The sequence below is a fragment of the Duganella sp. GW821-FHT01E12 genome, assembly GCF_059422325.1.
This window is the reverse complement of record NZ_JBWKWR010000001.1, coordinates 302,267-318,587: the sequence shown is the minus strand read 5'-3', so window position 1 is coordinate 318,587 and position 16,321 is coordinate 302,267. Positions and strand designations below refer to the sequence as shown.

The following is a 16,321-nucleotide window of genomic DNA, read 5'->3' as shown; positions in this document are numbered from 1 at the left end:
TTTACGCCAGTTCGATGGCCATCGCGGTCGCTTCGCCGCCGCCGATGCACAGCGCCGCCACGCCCTTCTTGCCGCCGGTGCGCTTCAACGCGCCGATCAGGGTGACGATGATGCGCGCGCCGGATGCGCCGATCGGGTGGCCCAGCGCGCAGGCGCCGCCGTGGATGTTGACCTTGTCGTGCGGGATGTCGAGGTCGCGCATCGCGGCCATCGGCACGGCGGCGAACGCTTCGTTGATCTCGAACAGGTCGACGTCCTTGGTGCCCCAGCCGATTTTCTTGTACAGCTTTTCCACCGCGCCGATCGGTGCGGTGGTGAACAGGTTGGGCTCCTGCGCGAAGGTGGCGTGGCCGTGGATCTTGGCGATCACGGTCAGGCCCAGTTTCTTGGCGGTCGATTCGCGCATCATCACCAGCGCGGCGGCGCCGTCGTTGATCGACGACGACGAGGCGGCGGTGATGGTGCCGTCCTTCTTGAACGCGGCGCGCAGCGTAGGGATCTTGTCGACCTTGGCCTTGAGCGGGCCTTCATCCTTGTCGATGACGGTGTCGCCGGCGCGGCTGGTCACGGTCACGGGCGCGATTTCCCACTTGAAGTAGCCCTCGCTGGTGGCGACCTGCGCGCGCTTGACCGATTCGATGGCGAAGTTGTCCTGCGCCTCGCGGGTGAACTCGTACTTGGCCGAGCACTCTTCGGCGAAGGTGCCCATCGAGCGGCCTTCGCCGGTTTTCTCGTTGCGCGAGTAGGCGTCTTCCAGGCCGTCGTACATCATGTGGTCGAACAGCATGCCGTGGCCGATGCGGTAGCCGCCGCGCGCCTTCGGCACCAGGTAGGGCGCGTTGGTCATCGATTCCATGCCGCCGGCGATCACCACTTCGGCGCTGCCTGCGACCAGTTGGTCGTGCGCGAAGATCGCGGCCTGCATGGCCGAGCCGCACATTTTCGACAGCGTGACCGCGCCGGTCGAGGTCGGCAGGCCGGCCTTCAACAATGCCTGGCGCGCAGGCGCCTGGCCCTGGCCCGCCATCAGGCAGTTGCCGAAGTAGACGTGCTCGACCAGCTTGCCATCGATGCCGGAGCGTTCGACGGCGGCCTGGATCGCGACGGCGCCCAGGTCGTGCGCGGCCTTGCCGGAGAAGTCGCCCTGGAAGGCGCCCATGGGGGTGCGTGCCGCACCGACGATTACGATAGGATCATTCATTTTCTAAGGTCTCCATAAATGGCGGCTGGATGGCCGCCGGTGGGGTGGTGTGTTGATTGCAAAAACGGATGTGCTGCGGATATGGGAACACGTCTTCCACATAGCCGTCGAGGATGCGCTGCTTGCGCGCCTGCCACCAGGCTTGCGTCAGCAGCTCGCTGTGGTGCTTCATGAAATACTTGCGGATCTTGGCGTTCCCCAGCAGGAAGCGGCCGAACTGTTCGGGGAAGACGTCGTACTTGCCGATCGGGTACCACGGCTCGGAGGCCATTTCCTCTTCCTCCGTGCGCGCTTGCGGGATCACGCGGAAATTGCAGTCGGTGATGTATTCGATTTCGTCGTAGTCGTAGAACACCACGCGCTGGTGGCGCGTGACGCCGAAGTTCTTGTACAGCATATCGCCGGGGAAGATGTTGGCCGCCACCAGCTCCTTGATAGCGTTGCCGTACTCCAGCACGCCGTGCTCGATCTGCACGTCGTCGTTGTCCTTCTCGGCGTTGGTCAGCCACATGTTGAGCGGCACCATGCGGCGCTCGATGTACAGGTGCTTGATGACCAGCTGGTCGCCCTCCTCCTCCAGCAGCGACGGCACGAAATGCTTGAGCTCGGCGATCAGCTCCTCGCTGAAGCGGTGGCGCGGGAAGGCGACGTTGGAGTATTCCAGCGTGTCGGCCATGCGGCCGACGCGGTCGTGGTGTTTCACGAGCAGGTATTTTTCCTTGATCAGCGCGCGCGTGGTTTCCTTGGGCGCCGGGAAGAAATCCTTGATGACCTTGAACACGTAGGGGAACGACGGCAGCGCGAACACCAGCATCACCAGGCCGCGGATGCCGGGCGCGATGTCGAACAGGTCGGACGAATGCTTCAGGTGCTGCAGGTAGTCGCGGTAGAACAGCGTCTTGCCCTGCTTCTGCAGGCCGAGGATGGTGTAGATCTCGCTGCGCGGCTTGCGCGGCAGCAGCGTGCGCAGGAACTGCACGTAGGCCGACGGCACTTCCATGTCGACCAGGAAGTAGGCGCGCGTGAACGAGAACAATATCGTGATCTGCTCGTGGTCGAACAACACGGTGTCGAGGATCAGCTCGCCGTTCTTGTTGTGCAGGATGGGCACGACGAAGGGATATTCCTTGTTGCCGTTGATGCCCTTGCCGACGATGTAGGCGCCCTTGTTGCGGAAGAACAGGCTCGACAGCACATGGATCTGGTGGTTGGGCTCCAGCTTGATGCCGCCGAACAGCGTGCGCAGCCGGCCTTCGATCTGCGCCACGTCGCGCGTCAGGTTGGCGAATTTCGTGGCCAGCTGGAAGTTGGTGATGATGCGCTTGAGCGTGTAGTGCAGGCCGTCGGTGCCGGGGTAGTAGACGCGGTAGGTCGGCGCCACTTCCTCGGTTTCGATGTACTCGGTGGACACCACCGGGCGCACGAAGATGAACTCGTTGTGGAAGTAGCGGCGGTGCAGGATGTTGCAGCAGACCGAGTTGAAGAAGGTCTCGGCCAGCTCCGGCTGCTTGTGGTCGGACAACATGCCGATGTAGTGCAGCTTGAGTTCGCGCCACACCTCGTCGGTCAGCTCGGCCGGGTCGTACTCGTCCTCCAGCATCTGCACGCATTCCTGCACGCGGCGGTCGTAGAAGCCGATGCGCTCGCGCGCGGCCTGCTGCGCGATGCGCCAGGCGCCCTGTTCGAAATGCTGCTTGGCCTGCTGGCTGGTGAGCCGGAACAGGCGGTAGTGCTTGTCGAAGCCGTCGCGGATGGTGCGCGCGATATCGAACGCGATCTGCGAGCGCAGCAGTTTGGGAAAAGCAGCCTGGATCATGGGTCAGCCCTGGTGTGCGTTAGCGGAGGTTCATACAGCCGCCGGTCCAGCCAACGCACACGATGCTTACTTGGTTTCCGCGAACAGTTCGCGGCCGATCAGCATGCGGCGGATTTCGCTGGTGCCGGCGCCAATCTCATACAACTTGGCGTCGCGCCACAGGCGGCCGACCGGATACTCGTTGATGTAGCCGTTGCCGCCCAGCGTCTGGATCGCCTCGCCGGCCATCCAGGTCGCTTTTTCTGCGCTATACAAAATGGCTCCCGCTGCATCCTTGCGCAACTGGCGAACCGCTTCCGGAGTTTTGGCCCGGTCGCAGGCCTGACCGACGGCGTACACATATGCCTTGCACGCCATCATGGTCGAGTACATATCCGCAATCTTACCCTGCATCAGCTGGAATTCGCCGATCGGCTGGCCGAATTGCTTGCGGTCGTGGATGTAGGGCACGACCGCGTCCATGCACGCCTGCATGATGCCCAGCGGGCCGCCGGACAGCACGGTGCGCTCGAAGTCCAGGCCGGACATCAGCACGTTGACGCCCTTGCCCAGGCCGCCCAGCACGTTCTCGGCCGGCACTTCGCAGTTGTCGAATACCAGCTCGCCGGTGTGCGAGCCGCGCATGCCCAGCTTGTCGAGCTTCTGGGCCACGGAGAAGCCCTTGAAACCTTTTTCGATCAGGAAGGCGGTCATGCCGCGCGGGCCGGCTTCCAGGTCGTTCTTGGCGTAGACCACCAGCACGTCGGCATCGGGGCCGTTGGTGATCCACATCTTGGTGCCGTTGAGCACCCAGCGGTCGCCCTTGAAGTCGGCGCGCAGCTTCATGCTGACCACGTCGGAACCGGCGTTCGGCTCGGACATCGCCAGCGCGCCCACGTGTTCGCCGGAGATCAGCTTGGGCAGGTATTTTTGTTTTTGCTCTTCGGTGCCGTTGCGCTTGATCTGGTTGACGCACAGGTTCGAGTGGGCGCCGTATGACAGGCCGACCGAGGCAGAGGCGCGCGAGATTTCCTCCATCGCGACGATGTGGGCCAGGTAGCCCATGTTGGCGCCGCCGTATTCCTCGCCGACGGTGATGCCGAGCACGCCCAGCTCGCCCATCTTGCGCCACAGGTCCATCGGGAACTGGTCGTTACGGTCGATTTCTGCGGCGCGCGGCGCGATTTCTGCGGCGGCGAACTGTTGCACGGCTTCGCGCAGGGCGGCGATGTCTTCGCCGTGGTCAAAGGTCAGGCCTGGGAGATGGAGCATGTCGTCCTCATTCTTGTGTTTTGTTGGAAGCGTCAATAATACGCCGGTGTGACGTTAACGTAAACGTAAAGCAGCGGTGGCGGTGGGCCGCCACGCAATCTTGTTATTTTTGTCAGATAGTGGCCGGCCGGGGTTCGCCGATGGCGGCCAGCAGGCGCTTGCATTCGTCCTCGTGGGCGGTGATCTCGGCCAGCGACATTTCGATGTCCTCGCGCTGCTGTTCCAGCGTTTCGCGGTGCTGCGCCAGCACGCCCAGGAAGCGGTTCATCTGGGCGCTGGTATCCTTGGGCGATTCGTACATGTCGACCAGGCTCTTGATTTCCGACAGCGACAGGCCCAGGCGCTTGCCGCGCAGAGTCAGCTTGAGGCGGGTGCGGTCGCGCGGCGTGTAGACGCGGTTGCGGCCGCCCGCGCCTTCGCGGGACGGGCTCAGCAGGCCCTGGTCTTCGTAAAAGCGGATCGCGCGCGCCGTGATATCGAATTCACGGGCCAGTTCGGTGATGGTGTAGGTGGGCATCTCTAGGTTTGCGGTAAAGTCGTACTATTCCGTTTACGTCAACGTCAAGCACATTGTAGCGCGCCTGACATCCTGAAAGAAGAAAAATGAACCCGCTCGAATCGCAACTGGACTATCCGCTGGGCGACACCATCCCGGCCACCGGCGCCGTGCACGAGATCGCGCCGGGCCTGCGCTGGCTGCGCATGCCGCTGCCGTTTGCGTTGGATCATATCAACCTCTGGTTGTTGCGCGACGGCGAAGGCTGGAGCGTGGTCGACAGCGGCGTGGCCGCCGACGCCACCCGCGCCGCCTGGGAGTCCATTTTCGAAAACGGCCTGGACGGCCTGCCGGTGCGGCGGGTGTTCGCCACCCATTGCCATCCCGACCACATCGGCCTGGCCGACTGGCTGTGCCGCCGCTGGGACGCGCCGCTGTGGACCACCGCCGGCGAATACGCCTTCGCGCGCATGATGTCGGCCGCGCTGCCGGGCGTGGATGGCCTGGCGGCGCTGCCGCACTTCCAGCGCCACGGCCTGCGCGACCCCGACATGCTGGAAAAAATGGGCAGCCGGAAAAACTACTATCCGACCTTGGTGCCGTCGGTGCCGCCCGCCTACACCCGCATCCAGGACGGGCAGGCGCTGGCGGTCGGCGGACAGCGCTGGCGGGTGATCACCGGTTTCGGCCATTCCCCCGAGCACGCGGCGCTGTATTGCGCGGAATTGAACGTGCTGATTTCCGGCGATATGGTGCTGCCGCGCATTTCCACCAATGTATCGGTTTTCGCGGTCGAGCCGGAAGCGAACTCGCTGACGCTGTACTTGGAATCATTAAGCAAGTTTGTTGACTTGCCGAATGATGTATTGGTGCTGCCCTCGCATGGCAAACTGTTCCGCGGATTGCACACCCGCATCGCCCAGTTGCGCCAGCACCACGTCGAGCGGCTGGCCGAAGTGGCCGACGCCTGCCGCGCCTGGCAGTCGGCGGCGGACATCGTGCCGCTGATGTTCAAACGGCCGCTGGACGCCCACCAGCTTAGCTTTGCGCTGGGCGAGGCGCTGGCCCATCTGCACAAATTGTGGCATGACGGTATCGTGCGCCGTGAAACAGGGGCGGACGGCATCATACGCTTCCGCGTCGCGTAGCGTCGAAACTCTGGCCGTAAACTAGCAGTAGTGTTATTGTAATAACTTCACTATTTCCGCTGAAAACGGCGCCGAGGCTTCAGCCCATTTCGCAGCGGGAAACCGAATAAAGTTCGGCGCCTGTTGTTGCGGGCGTTTGCACTTACAGAGGATAAAGTGTTAATTATAAAATCCCATCACGTCACAATCAGGTCTTAAAAACAAGAGACTGACTTTCATGACGCAACGTGAAATAGTGCAATTATGAATTCTTCTAATGAACGCGAAAGCTTTAGCCAGCGCTTGCAACAGGCTCTCAAAAACGCCCACTACTCCCCCGACAGTCCCACGCGGTTGGCGCGGGAATTCAATATCCGCTTCGATGGCAGGCCCATCACCGTCCATGCCGCCCGCAAGTGGCTGGTAGGCGAGGCGATTCCCACCCAGGAAAAGCTGCGCATGATCGCGCAATGGCTGGGCGTGCCGGCCGAATGGCTGCGCTTTGGCGGCGCCGAGGCGGACGCGCCCACTGGCGAAGGCGGCAACGGTCTGTCGCGTTTCGAGTCGGCCGACGTCAAGTTGATCGCGGATTTGCAACGCCTGGATGAGCATCATCGCCAGATTGCACGCGAATTTATACGCATGTTGGTGCGAGTCAACTACCAAAAGTAGTCATTTTATGTACTACTACGGAGTTATTTTTACCGTTTGTGGCTGACCGTTGAAGTGTTTCCGTGTGAAACTAGTTTCACGGAAAGTCCAGTTTTTGTTCGGAATGGGCGTCCCCGAGGGGGCGCCTTTTTTATTTTTGGAAGGCTTTACGAATTGTCATAGTTCCGACACGGTTTTGAGGCACAATAGGCCATCAGCGCCGCTGAACCGCAGCATTTACTTCGGGAGCCAAGCTTTTGAGCCGTCTTATGAAAAGTAACTACAGCAACGTCGCGCAGCTAAAAGATTTGATGACCGTCCCCCCGATGACCGCCGCCCAGCATGCCGAGGTGATGCGCAAGCGTATCGCCCATCGCCGCATGGTTGAGGAAGCACGGGATCTGAAGAAGGCCAGCGGATCGCAGTTCGATAAACGCTAGCGCGGCACGGGTAGGTTAGTTTGGTTCGCTGGCGGACTTCATGCCGTTCCAGCGCGGGGCCAGTGCATGCTCGATGCTGAACAAATCCAGCACCCGGCCCACCGTGTGGTCGACCATCTCCGCAATGCTTTGCGGGTTGTGGTAAAAACTGGGCAGCGGCGGGAAGATGATCCCGCCCATTTCCGTCACCGCCGTCATATTGCGCAGATGCGCCAGGTTGAACGGCGTTTCCCTCACCATCAGCACCAGCCGGCGGCGCTCCTTGAGCACCACGTCGGCCGCGCGCGCGACCAGATTGTCCGACAGGCCGTGCGCCACCGACGCCAGCGTCTTCATCGAGCACGGCGCGATAATCATCCCATCCGACTGGAAAGAACCGCTGGCGATGGTCGCGCCGACGTCGCGCACCTTGTGCACCACGTGGGCCAGCGCCTCGACCTCGCGCCGCTGCAAGCCGGTTTCCTGGTGCAGCGTGAGGACCGCCGCGTCCGAGACGATCAGATGCGTCTCCACGTCGGCGGTGTGTTGTAACTGTTGCAGCAGACGCACGCCATACACCGCGCCGGTGGCGCCGGTGATGGCGATAATGATCCGCCGCGGACGATCAGGCATCCAGCAGGGCCTTCAACTCGCCCGACTCGAACATTTCGTTCATGATGTCCGAACCGCCGATGAATTCGCCCTTGACGTAGAGCTGAGGAATGGTCGGCCAGTTCGAATAATCCTTGATACCCTGGCGGACTTCAGGATCTTCCAGCACGTTCACGGTTGCAATGTTCTCAACGCCGCAAGCTTTCAGGATCTGGATGGCGCGGCCGGAGAAGCCGCATTGCGGGAACTGGGCGGTGCCCTTCATGAACAGCACCACCGGGGTGTTGGTCACGGTTTCTTTGATCCAGGTTTGTACGTCGCTCATAGCTGCCTCAGTGAAAAGATGTAATTAGATGCCGTCATTTTATAAGAAATGCGGCCGCCGCGTGGTTGACACGGCGAAAATCATTGGTAGTATAGCGTGTATCGCTATATCGGTTATCGATATAGCGATACACGATACAAAGGGCCGCGATGGGCGATATCCATTATTCGAAGTATTTGCCGCTGTCCGAGGCCACGTTTTACGTGATGCTGGCGCTGAACGAACCGCTGCACGGCTACGCCATCATGCAGAAGGTGGAAACAATGAGCGGCGGCAGCGTCACGCTGGGGCCGGGCACCCTGTACGGCGTGTTCGGCACGCTGGAAAAGCAGGCCTTGATCGTCAAGGTGGCGGAAGAGGAACGGCGCAAGGTGTATGCGCTGACGGAGTTGGGACGGAAGGTGCTGGCCGAGCAGGTGCGCCGGCTGGAAATCATGGTCGGCAACGCCCGCGCGTTGCTGCATGCATCCTGAGGAGGTGGTATGGACATGGATCTGGTGACGAAATACAAGTTCTGGTTTGCCTGGCAGGACGAGCAATGCGAGGCCTGGTTGCAGCGTATGGCAGCGCAAGGCTTACATCTACGTTCGATGAACGTGTTCGGCATCCACGTCTTCGAGCGGGGTGTGCCGGCGGACGTCGCTTACCGGATGGAGATATGCGCCGACAGTTTCGATCCGGCTTATCAGCGCTTGTTGAAGGATGCGGGTTGGGAATACGTGGCCGTGGTGACCGCCGGCTGGCATTGCTGGCGCCACCCCATCAAGGCTGGCGAACCGGCGCCGGAGCTGTTCACCGACAACGCGGACAAACGCCGTAAATACTGGCGCATGCTGGCGCCGTTCGCGCTGATCGTGGGATTTCAACTCTACAACGTGCGCGGTTGGCAACGGTGGGGAAGCTCAGCCGCCTGGACCGCGCTGGAAACGCTGAGCATCGGTATCTTTCTGCTTTGCGCATACAGCCTGCTCAAACTGGGGCAGCGTATTGCAGCTCTGAGATAGGAGGTTATGTGGAAAACGGTACCGTAGTTCGGAAGTTCAAATCCTGGTGGGCCTGGAAGGATGACAAACACGAGCAATGGCTGCAGAGCATGGCGGCCCAGGGGCTGCATCTGCTCGACACCAACGCCATCGGCATGCACAGCTTCGTGCGCGGCGCGCCGGCGGACGTGGCCTATCGTTGGGACATGGGCGCTCAGCGGCGTGATCCGCATTACATGCAGCTATTGCAGGATGCCGGCTGGGAGTATGTGGCCTCCACCGGGATTTGGCATTGCTGGCGCAAAACCCGCAAGGCCGGCGCGGTGATGGAAATCTATACCGACAACGCAGGCCGGATACGCAGGTACCGCAGGGTGCTCGTCGTGCTGTGCGTGGGCGCGGTGGCGCAGCTGCCGGCCATCCTGATCAGCAGCGGACACTGGCCCGAACTGCTGGGGGGGCCGGCCCACCTGACCGGCGTCCCCGCGGCGGTGCGGTGGATGAATGTCGCGCTGTTGTTGCTAATGCTGTATGGCATCACCAAGACCGGCCGCCGCATCCGCGACTTGAAGCAGGCTTAACCCCGCAGCTTGGCGAAGGCGGCCGCCATGCTGCCGCCGATCGGCTCGGACTTGGCGGCCTGCTTCTGGTGCTGGCCCATGCTCTTGCGGTCGTTGCGGTCGCCGCGCTGCTGCGGTTGCGAACCGGCTTGCGGCGCGCTGTCGGTCAGGCGCATGGTCAGGGCGATGCGCTTGCGCTTCTCGTCCACCTCCAGCACCTTGACCTTGACCACCTGCCCCGCCTTGACCACCGTGTGCGGATCCTTGACGAAGGTGTTCGACAGCGCCGAGATGTGCACCAGCCCGTCCTGGTGCACGCCGATGTCGACGAAGGCGCCGAACGCGGCCACGTTGGTGACCACGCCTTCCAGGATCATGTCCGGACGCAGGTCGCGGATCTCTTCCACGCCTTCCTTGAAGGTGGCGGTGGTGAACTCGGGACGCGGATCGCGGCCGGGCTTCTCCAGCTCCTTCAAAATATCGGAGATGGTCGGCACGCCGAACTTGTCGTCGGCGTACTTGGCCGGGTTGAGCGTCTTGATCAGCGCGGTTTCGCCGATCACCGCCTTGATGTCCTTCTTGATGTCGCCGAGGATTTTCTCCACCAGCGGATACGATTCCGGGTGCACCGCCGAGGCGTCCAGCGGGTTCTCGCCGCCCATCACGCGCAGGAAGCCGGCCGCCTGTTCGAAGGTCTTGTCGCCCAGGCGCGGCACCGATTTGAGCGCCGCGCGCGAGGTGAACGCGCCCTTGACGTCGCGGTAGGACACAATGGCCTGCGCCACCGAGGCCGACAGGCCCGACACGCGCGCCAGCAGCGGCGCCGAGGCGGTGTTGACGTCCACCCCGACCGCGTTCACGCAATCCTCGACCACCGCGTCCAGCGAGCGGGCCAGCTGGGTCTGCGAGACGTCGTGCTGGTACTGGCCGACGCCGATCGATTTCGGATCGATCTTGACCAGCTCGGCCAGCGGGTCCTGCAGGCGGCGTGCGATCGACACCGCGCCGCGCAGCGACACGTCCATGTCCGGCAATTCGCGCGAGGCGAATTCCGAGGCCGAGTACACCGACGCGCCCGCCTCCGAGACGACGATCTTGCTCATTTTTTGCTCAGGGAAGCGCTTGATCAGGTCCTGCGCCAGCTTGTCGGTCTCGCGCGAGGCGGTGCCGTTGCCGATCGAAATGAGCGACACATTGTGCTTGGCGGCCAGCTTGCCCAGCGTGTGCAGCGAGCCGTCCCAGTCGTTCTTGGGCTGGTGCGGATAGATCACGGCGGTGTCGACCACCTTGCCGGTGGCGTCCACCACCGCCACCTTGACGCCGGTGCGAAGGCCCGGGTCCAGGCCCATGGTGGCGCGCTGGCCGGCCGGCGCGGCCAGCAGCAGCGCCTTCAGGTTGGTGGCGAAGACATTGATCGCGTCGAGCTCGGAACGCTCGCGCAGCGCGCCCATCAGCTCGGTTTCCAGGTGCATGAAGCTCTTCACGCGCCAGGTCCAGCGGGCCGTGTCGCCCAGCCACTTGTCGGCCGGACGGCCCTGGTTCTTGATGCCGAAACGGGCGGCGATGCGGCCTTCGCACGGATTGTGCGGCGCGTCCCACTTCGGTTTCTCGGCCTCGGTGTCCAGCCGCAGCGTGACGTCGAGGATGCCCTCGCGGCGGCCGCGCAGCAGGGCCAGCGCGCGGTGCGACGGCACCGTGCCTATGGTTTCGGAATAATCGAAGTAATCGGCGAATTTTTCGCCTTCGTCTTGCTTTCCTTCAACAACTTTGGACTCAACGATGCCATGCTCTTGCACATATTCGCGCAGGGACTGCAGCAAGGTTGCATCTTCGGCAAAACGTTCCATCAGGATCTGGCGCGCGCCGTCCAGCGCGGCCTTGATGTCGGCCACGCCCGGATTGTTGCCCTCGGCGGTGGTGAAGGCGTCGCGCAGGTATTTGTTGGCCTCCATTTCCGGATTCAGTTCCGGATTGGCCAGCAGGCCGTCGGCCAGCGGCGCCAGGCCCGCTTCGATGGCGATTTGCGCCTTGGTGCGGCGTTTTTGCTTGTAGGGCAGGTATAAGTCTTCAAGACGGGTCTTGTCTTCTGCATGCATGACAGCATCTAGCAGTTCGGGCGTCATTTTATTCTGCTCGGTGATCGATGCCACGATGGCGGCGCGGCGGTCTTCCAGCTCGCGCAGGTAGCGCAGCCGTTCTTCGAGCAGCCGCAGTTGAATGTCGTCCAGGCCGCCGGTGGCTTCTTTCCGGTAGCGGGCGATGAAGGGCACCGTGGCGCCTTCGTCCAGCAGGGCGATGGCGGCGGCGACCTGCACCGGTTTGCAAGTCAGTTCCAGGGCAAGACGTTGTTCGATAGAAGGCAACATGTGGGCGATTCCTAAGCAGTCAAGCCCGGAATGATACGCAATCGGCGCGAATGTGCCAGTCTTGACAGTCCAAACGGACTGTGGGCGGCCGAAGTGACACGCAAGTAACACGTTTACATGCGGGTTTTTGAAGAATCCGCAAACACGAAGGCGTGTATGGCGGATAATATCGCCTGTTGCCGTTTTTGAACCATGCTGACCAACAATGCGACCTATGGATTTTACCCGCGACGACGCCACCGATGTCCCAGCTGCCCCGGCAGCCCCCGTACGCCCTGCGCCGCCCGCGAATCAATTGTCGTACGCCGTAGCCACCTGGCTGCAGCGTGTGGATGCCGCAGCGCATCCCAAAGCCAAACTGAGCGCGCCGCCGGTCGATAACGATCCCAAGCAGCAGACCCAATACAAGCTGATCTACGTGATGGCGCCCACCAGCGGCGGCCGCCATGTGGCGCTGTGCCTGTACAAGGCGCGGCTGCGCTCGAACGGCGACGTCGCCGCGGCCAGCCCGGTGAGCGAGGTGTTCTCGCTGCTGTCGGCGCCGCCGAGCTTCCTCGCGCCCGGCGACGAGGACTTGATCCGTTTCTTCGTCGCCATGCGCAGCGGGCAGAATTCCCAGACCGGCTCCGCCACCGAACCGCGCGGCAAGATCGGCGCGGCCCTGCTCAACATGCTGGCCGAACAGGATAAGTTGCTTTGGGCAAACTCCTGGGCCGATGTCGGCAACGGCCTGGTCTACCCGCTCAAGGGCGGTGTGATGCGCGAGGCCAACCTGGCCTGGCGCGAGGAAGGCAAGGGCCTGCGGCTGGGCTGGCAGGTGCAGGCGCCGCCGAACGCCAAGCACGTGGGCGCCGACCAGGTCGACTACATGCTGCCGACCGATCCGCCGTGGTACATCGACAACCTGTCCTGCGGCGTGCTGCAGCTCAACCAGGGCGGCGCCTCGATCCCGCTGGCCGACCTGCAGGCGCTGGTGGCGCAAGCCCCGCTGCTGACCAACAACGACAAGATGCGCGTGTCGCAGCTGCTGCTGGCCCACGGCCTGCAACAGCTGATGCCGCTGCCGCAGCCGCTGCCGCAGCGGGTGCGCGACGACGTCAAGCCGCGCCCGGTGCTGACCTTGGACGCGGCCATGCTGGCCGACGGCTCGCTGCAGCGCTGGCACGACTTCGCCGTGCTGTCCTTCGACTACGACGGTGAGCGCGTGTCCTTCGACCCGTCGCAGCGCGTGGTGCGCCAGAAGGGCGAAGTGACCGAAATCATCCAGCGCGACAGCGCCGCCGAGGAACTGGCCCTGTCGCTGCTGACCGAGCGCCACTTCCACCCGCCGGTCACGCTGCCGCTGAGCAGCGTCAAGGGCGGCCTGTTGCTGCCGAGCCAGGCCGAATGGCTGCGCTTCGCCCGCGACGGCATCGACGCGCTCAAGCAAGCCGGCTGGAAGGTCGAAAAAACCGTCAAATACCGCTACGACGTCAGCGACGTCGGCGACTGGTACGCCGACGTGGTGGAAGACCCGGCCGACGGCGGCCACGCCTGGTTCGAGCTGGAGCTGGGCATCATGGTCGAGCAGGACCGCGTGCCGCTGCTGCCGGTGCTGGTGCAGATGATCCGCAGCGCGCCGAACGACTTCAACCCGAAAACCATCGCCCAGCACGGCGACGAGGACCAGATGCTGGCCACGCTGCCCGACGGCAGCCGCGTCGCCCTGCCGTGGGGCCGCGTCAAGCCCATCTTGACCACCCTGGGCGAGCTGTACTTCAGCGACAAGATCAAGACCTCGCTGCGCATGGCCACGCTGGACGCGGCGCGCCTGGACGACCTGGCCCGCAACGTCGAGCTCAACTGGACCGGCGGCGCCGAACTGCGCGAAATGGGCGCGCGCCTGAACCAGTTCGGCGCCGTCAAGCGCATCGCCACGCCGGCCGGCCTGCAGGCCACACTGCGCGACTACCAGACCGACGGCCTGTCGTGGATGCAGTTCCTGCGCGAGTACGGCTTCGCCGGCATCCTGGCCGATGACATGGGCCTGGGCAAGACCGTGCAGACGCTGGCCCACATCCTGGTCGAGAAGGAGGCCGGCCGCCTGACCGCGCCGGCGCTGGTGATCGCGCCGACCAGCCTGATGGGCAACTGGCAGGAGGAAGCGGCGCGCTTCGCGCCCGGCCTGCGCGTGCTGCTGTTGCAAGGCAAGGACCGCATGGGCCAGTTCGACCAGATCGAAGAGGCCGACCTGGTGCTGACCACCTACGCGCTGCTGCCGCGCGACGAGGAAAAGCTGCGCGAGCACGATTTCCACCTGGTCATCCTGGACGAATCGCACTACATCAAGAACACCCGCAGCAAGGCCGCGCAAAGCGCCGGCCTGTTGCGCGCGCGCCATCGGCTGTGCCTGTCCGGCACGCCGCTGGAAAACCACCTGGGCGAGCTGTGGTCGCAATTCCACTTCCTGCTGCCGGGCCTGCTCGGCGACGAGAAGGGTTTCAACACCGTGTTCCGCCACCCGATCGAGCGCCAGGACGACCCGCTGCGGCGCGCGCTGCTGAACCGCCGCATCAAGCCCTTCCTGCTGCGCCGGACCAAGGACAACGTGGCCAAGGAACTGCCGCCCAAGACCGAGATGGTGCGCAAGGTCGAACTGACCGGCGCCCAGCGCGATCTGTACGAGACGGTGCGCCTGGCCATGGACCAGAAGGTGCGCGAGGAGATCGACCGCAAGGGCGTGGCGCGCAGCCAGATCGTGATCCTGGAGGCGCTGCTCAAGCTGCGCCAGGTATGCTGCGATCCGCGCCTGGTCAAGTCGCTGCCGTCGAAGAAGCAGACGGCCGGCTCGGCCAAGCTGATCGACCTGATGCAGATGGTCGAGGATCTGCTGGAGGAAAACCGCAAGATCCTGGTGTTCTCGCAGTTCACCAGCATGCTCGAGCTGATCGAGGAGGAACTGGAGGCGCGCGATATCCCGTATGCCTTGCTGACCGGCGAGACCAAGGACCGCAGCGCGCAGGTGGCGGCGTTCCAGCAGGGCGCGGTGCCGATCTTCCTGATCAGCCTGAAGGCGGGCGGCGTCGGCCTGAACCTGACGGCGGCCGACACGGTCATCCACTACGATCCGTGGTGGAATCCGGCGGCGGAAAACCAGGCCACCGACCGCGCCTGGCGCATCGGCCAGGACAAGCCGGTGTTCGTCTACAAGCTGATCGCCAAGGGCACGCTGGAGGAGAAAATCCAGCTGCTGCAGCAGAAGAAATCCGATCTGGCGCAATCCATCCTGGCCGAAGGCGAGTCGCAGAAAATGGCGCTCACCCAGGAGGACTTGCAGCAGATCTTCGCCCCGCTGGCGGAATAAGTGGCGACCGTCGACGAACTGCAAGCGGCGCTGCGCCGGTCGCAGGAGGAAGCGGAACGCTACCGCCTGCTGCTCCAGCACAGCGGCGAGGTCAGCTGGATGGCCGACTGCGCCAGCCAGCGCCTGACCTGGCTCAGTCCCGCCGCCGAACGCCAGTTCGGCTACACGCTGGAGTCCGCGCAGGCGCTGGCCGCCGACCTGTTGCGGCAGCTGCCGGCCCGGCTGGAGCGCCACGCCGGCGGCGACCCGAGCCGCGTTCGCCTGCTGCGCGAAACCGAGCTGCCGCACGCGGACGGCCGCCTGCTGCCGGTGGAAATCGAATCGACCCTGATCGTCGATGCGCACGGCGCCGCCGTCTCGGTGGTCGGCGTGGTGCGCGACCTGAGCGCGCGGCGCGAGCTGGCGGCGCAGCAGAAGAAATTCGCGTCCATGCTGTCGCACGAATTCCGCACGCCGCTGTCGACCATCGACGGCGCCGTGCAGCGCCTGGAAATGACCGGCGCCCATCACGACGAAGCCACGCGCAAGCGCTACCGCAAGATCCAGACCGCGGTCGACCGCATGCTGGCGATGCTGGACGAGTACCTGTCGCCCGAGCGCATGGCCAGCATCGGCCGCGAGCGCCAGCCGAACGAAATCTCGCCCGCCACGCTGCTGGAATCGGTGGCCGAACAGGCGCGCCGCCGGCGCGACACCGTCAGCGTGCGCACCGGTTCGCTGCCGCAATGGATGCGCTGCGATCCCGCCGGTGTGCGCTTATGTCTGGAAATCTTGCTGGACAATGCAATTAAGTACACAAGCGCCAATACTCCGATAGAATTGATAGGCAATATGGCAAGCGAGGGCGGCGTCGAGTTCCTGGTGCGCGATCGCGGAGCCGGCGTGCCGGCGGCCGAACTGGCGCATGTGTTCGACAAATCCTTCCGCGGCAGCAATGCCGTCGGCGTCGCCGGATCGGGCCTGGGCCTGTATATGGCGCGCGCGGTGGTGGACGTCCATGGGGGCACGCTGACGGCTACAAATGTTTCTGAAAGCGGCGCGGAATTTCGGATTTGGCTGCCGGTTGGGGCCGCTGCCGGGAAAAGCCTTGCGCGGGCGGGTGGCAGCAGTGATAATTCCTTGGACGCAAGCTGAAGCAGCAGGGCAGGACTGAGCACCGTTGCTCAATAAT

General features: G+C 63.6%; 15 protein-coding genes. 8 read left to right on the top strand and 7 right to left on the bottom strand.

Going from position 1 to position 16,321, the window contains the following annotated elements; all coding sequences use genetic code 11:
• Position 1 precedes the first annotated feature (1 nt).
• From AC07WS_RS01180 to AC07WS_RS01165, 4 genes are all read right to left on the bottom strand, one after another.
• A complete protein-coding gene (locus AC07WS_RS01180) occupies positions 2–1,201 on the bottom strand; it encodes an acetyl-CoA C-acyltransferase (protein ID WP_494727329.1) in 1,200 nt (399 codons plus the stop codon).
• Positions 1,194–3,017 carry a bifunctional isocitrate dehydrogenase kinase/phosphatase gene (gene aceK, locus AC07WS_RS01175; RefSeq protein WP_494727328.1) on the bottom strand — a complete coding sequence of 608 codons (1,824 nt, stop codon included), beginning with the start codon at positions 3,015–3,017 and terminating at the stop codon, positions 1,194–1,196. Before aceK ends, AC07WS_RS01180 begins: the two co-directional genes overlap by 8 nt.
• 66 nt (positions 3,018–3,083) lie before the next feature.
• A complete protein-coding gene (locus AC07WS_RS01170; RefSeq protein WP_494727327.1) occupies positions 3,084–4,268 on the bottom strand; it encodes an isovaleryl-CoA dehydrogenase in 1,185 nt (394 codons plus the stop codon).
• A gap of 112 nt (positions 4,269–4,380) precedes the next feature.
• On the bottom strand, positions 4,381–4,785 hold the full coding sequence (locus tag AC07WS_RS01165) for a MerR family transcriptional regulator (RefSeq protein ID WP_117012222.1): 405 nt from the start codon (positions 4,783–4,785) through the stop codon (positions 4,381–4,383).
• 86 nt (positions 4,786–4,871) lie between these two features.
• Between AC07WS_RS01165 and AC07WS_RS01160 the strand changes: the two genes are divergently transcribed.
• The 3 genes from AC07WS_RS01160 to AC07WS_RS01150 all read left to right on the top strand — a co-directional run bounded on the left by AC07WS_RS01160 (position 4,872) and on the right by AC07WS_RS01150 (position 6,982).
• Positions 4,872–5,912 carry an MBL fold metallo-hydrolase gene (locus AC07WS_RS01160; RefSeq protein WP_494727326.1) on the top strand — a complete coding sequence of 347 codons (1,041 nt, stop codon included), beginning with the start codon at positions 4,872–4,874 and terminating at the stop codon, positions 5,910–5,912.
• Positions 5,913–6,155: 243 nt separating this feature from the next.
• Positions 6,156–6,563, top strand: coding sequence for a hypothetical protein (locus tag AC07WS_RS01155; protein WP_026334739.1), 408 nt, complete (start codon positions 6,156–6,158; stop codon positions 6,561–6,563).
• Between the two features lie 248 nt (positions 6,564–6,811).
• The gene (locus AC07WS_RS01150; protein ID WP_020703835.1) at positions 6,812–6,982 is read left to right on the top strand and encodes a hypothetical protein; all 171 of its coding nucleotides are present in this window, start codon (positions 6,812–6,814) and stop codon (positions 6,980–6,982) included.
• A 15-nt stretch (positions 6,983–6,997) separates the two neighbouring features.
• Here the strand turns inward: AC07WS_RS01150 and AC07WS_RS01145 are convergent, their stop codons facing one another.
• Positions 6,998–7,594, bottom strand: coding sequence for a UbiX family flavin prenyltransferase (locus AC07WS_RS01145; RefSeq protein ID WP_494727325.1), 597 nt, complete (start codon positions 7,592–7,594; stop codon positions 6,998–7,000).
• Positions 7,587–7,898 carry a Grx4 family monothiol glutaredoxin gene (grxD, locus tag AC07WS_RS01140; protein WP_008443113.1) on the bottom strand — a complete coding sequence of 104 codons (312 nt, stop codon included), beginning with the start codon at positions 7,896–7,898 and terminating at the stop codon, positions 7,587–7,589. Before grxD ends, AC07WS_RS01145 begins: the two co-directional genes overlap by 8 nt.
• Before the next feature lie 149 nt (positions 7,899–8,047).
• Here grxD and AC07WS_RS01135 point away from each other — a divergent pair, with 149 nt between their 5' ends.
• Genes AC07WS_RS01135 through AC07WS_RS01125 form a run of 3 tightly spaced genes read left to right on the top strand, consistent with a single transcriptional unit; the run spans position 8,048 to position 9,462 of the window.
• A complete protein-coding gene (locus tag AC07WS_RS01135) occupies positions 8,048–8,371 on the top strand; it encodes a PadR family transcriptional regulator (protein WP_494727324.1) in 324 nt (107 codons plus the stop codon).
• 9 nt (positions 8,372–8,380) lie between these two features.
• Entirely contained in the window at positions 8,381–8,902 is a 522-nt protein-coding gene (locus AC07WS_RS01130) for a DUF2812 domain-containing protein (RefSeq protein WP_494727323.1), read from the top strand.
• 8 nt (positions 8,903–8,910) lie between these two features.
• Positions 8,911–9,462: a DUF2812 domain-containing protein gene (locus tag AC07WS_RS01125; protein ID WP_494727322.1), complete on the top strand. Its 552-nt coding sequence runs from the start codon at positions 8,911–8,913 to the stop codon at positions 9,460–9,462.
• On the opposite strand, the gene AC07WS_RS01120 is transcribed toward AC07WS_RS01125, so the two are convergent.
• A complete protein-coding gene (locus tag AC07WS_RS01120) occupies positions 9,459–11,807 on the bottom strand; it encodes a Tex family protein (RefSeq protein ID WP_494727321.1) in 2,349 nt (782 codons plus the stop codon). The genes AC07WS_RS01125 and AC07WS_RS01120 overlap by 4 nt on opposite strands.
• 214 nt (positions 11,808–12,021) lie before the next feature.
• Between AC07WS_RS01120 and AC07WS_RS01115 the strand changes: the two genes are divergently transcribed.
• Together AC07WS_RS01115 and AC07WS_RS01110 are read left to right on the top strand one after the other, a co-directional pair.
• On the top strand, positions 12,022–15,150 hold the full coding sequence (locus tag AC07WS_RS01115; protein WP_494727320.1) for a DEAD/DEAH box helicase: 3,129 nt from the start codon (positions 12,022–12,024) through the stop codon (positions 15,148–15,150).
• Positions 15,151–16,284, top strand: a complete 1,134-nt coding sequence (locus AC07WS_RS01110) for a PAS domain-containing sensor histidine kinase (RefSeq protein ID WP_494727319.1) — start codon at positions 15,151–15,153, stop codon at positions 16,282–16,284.
• Positions 16,285–16,321: the final 37 nt, after the last annotated feature.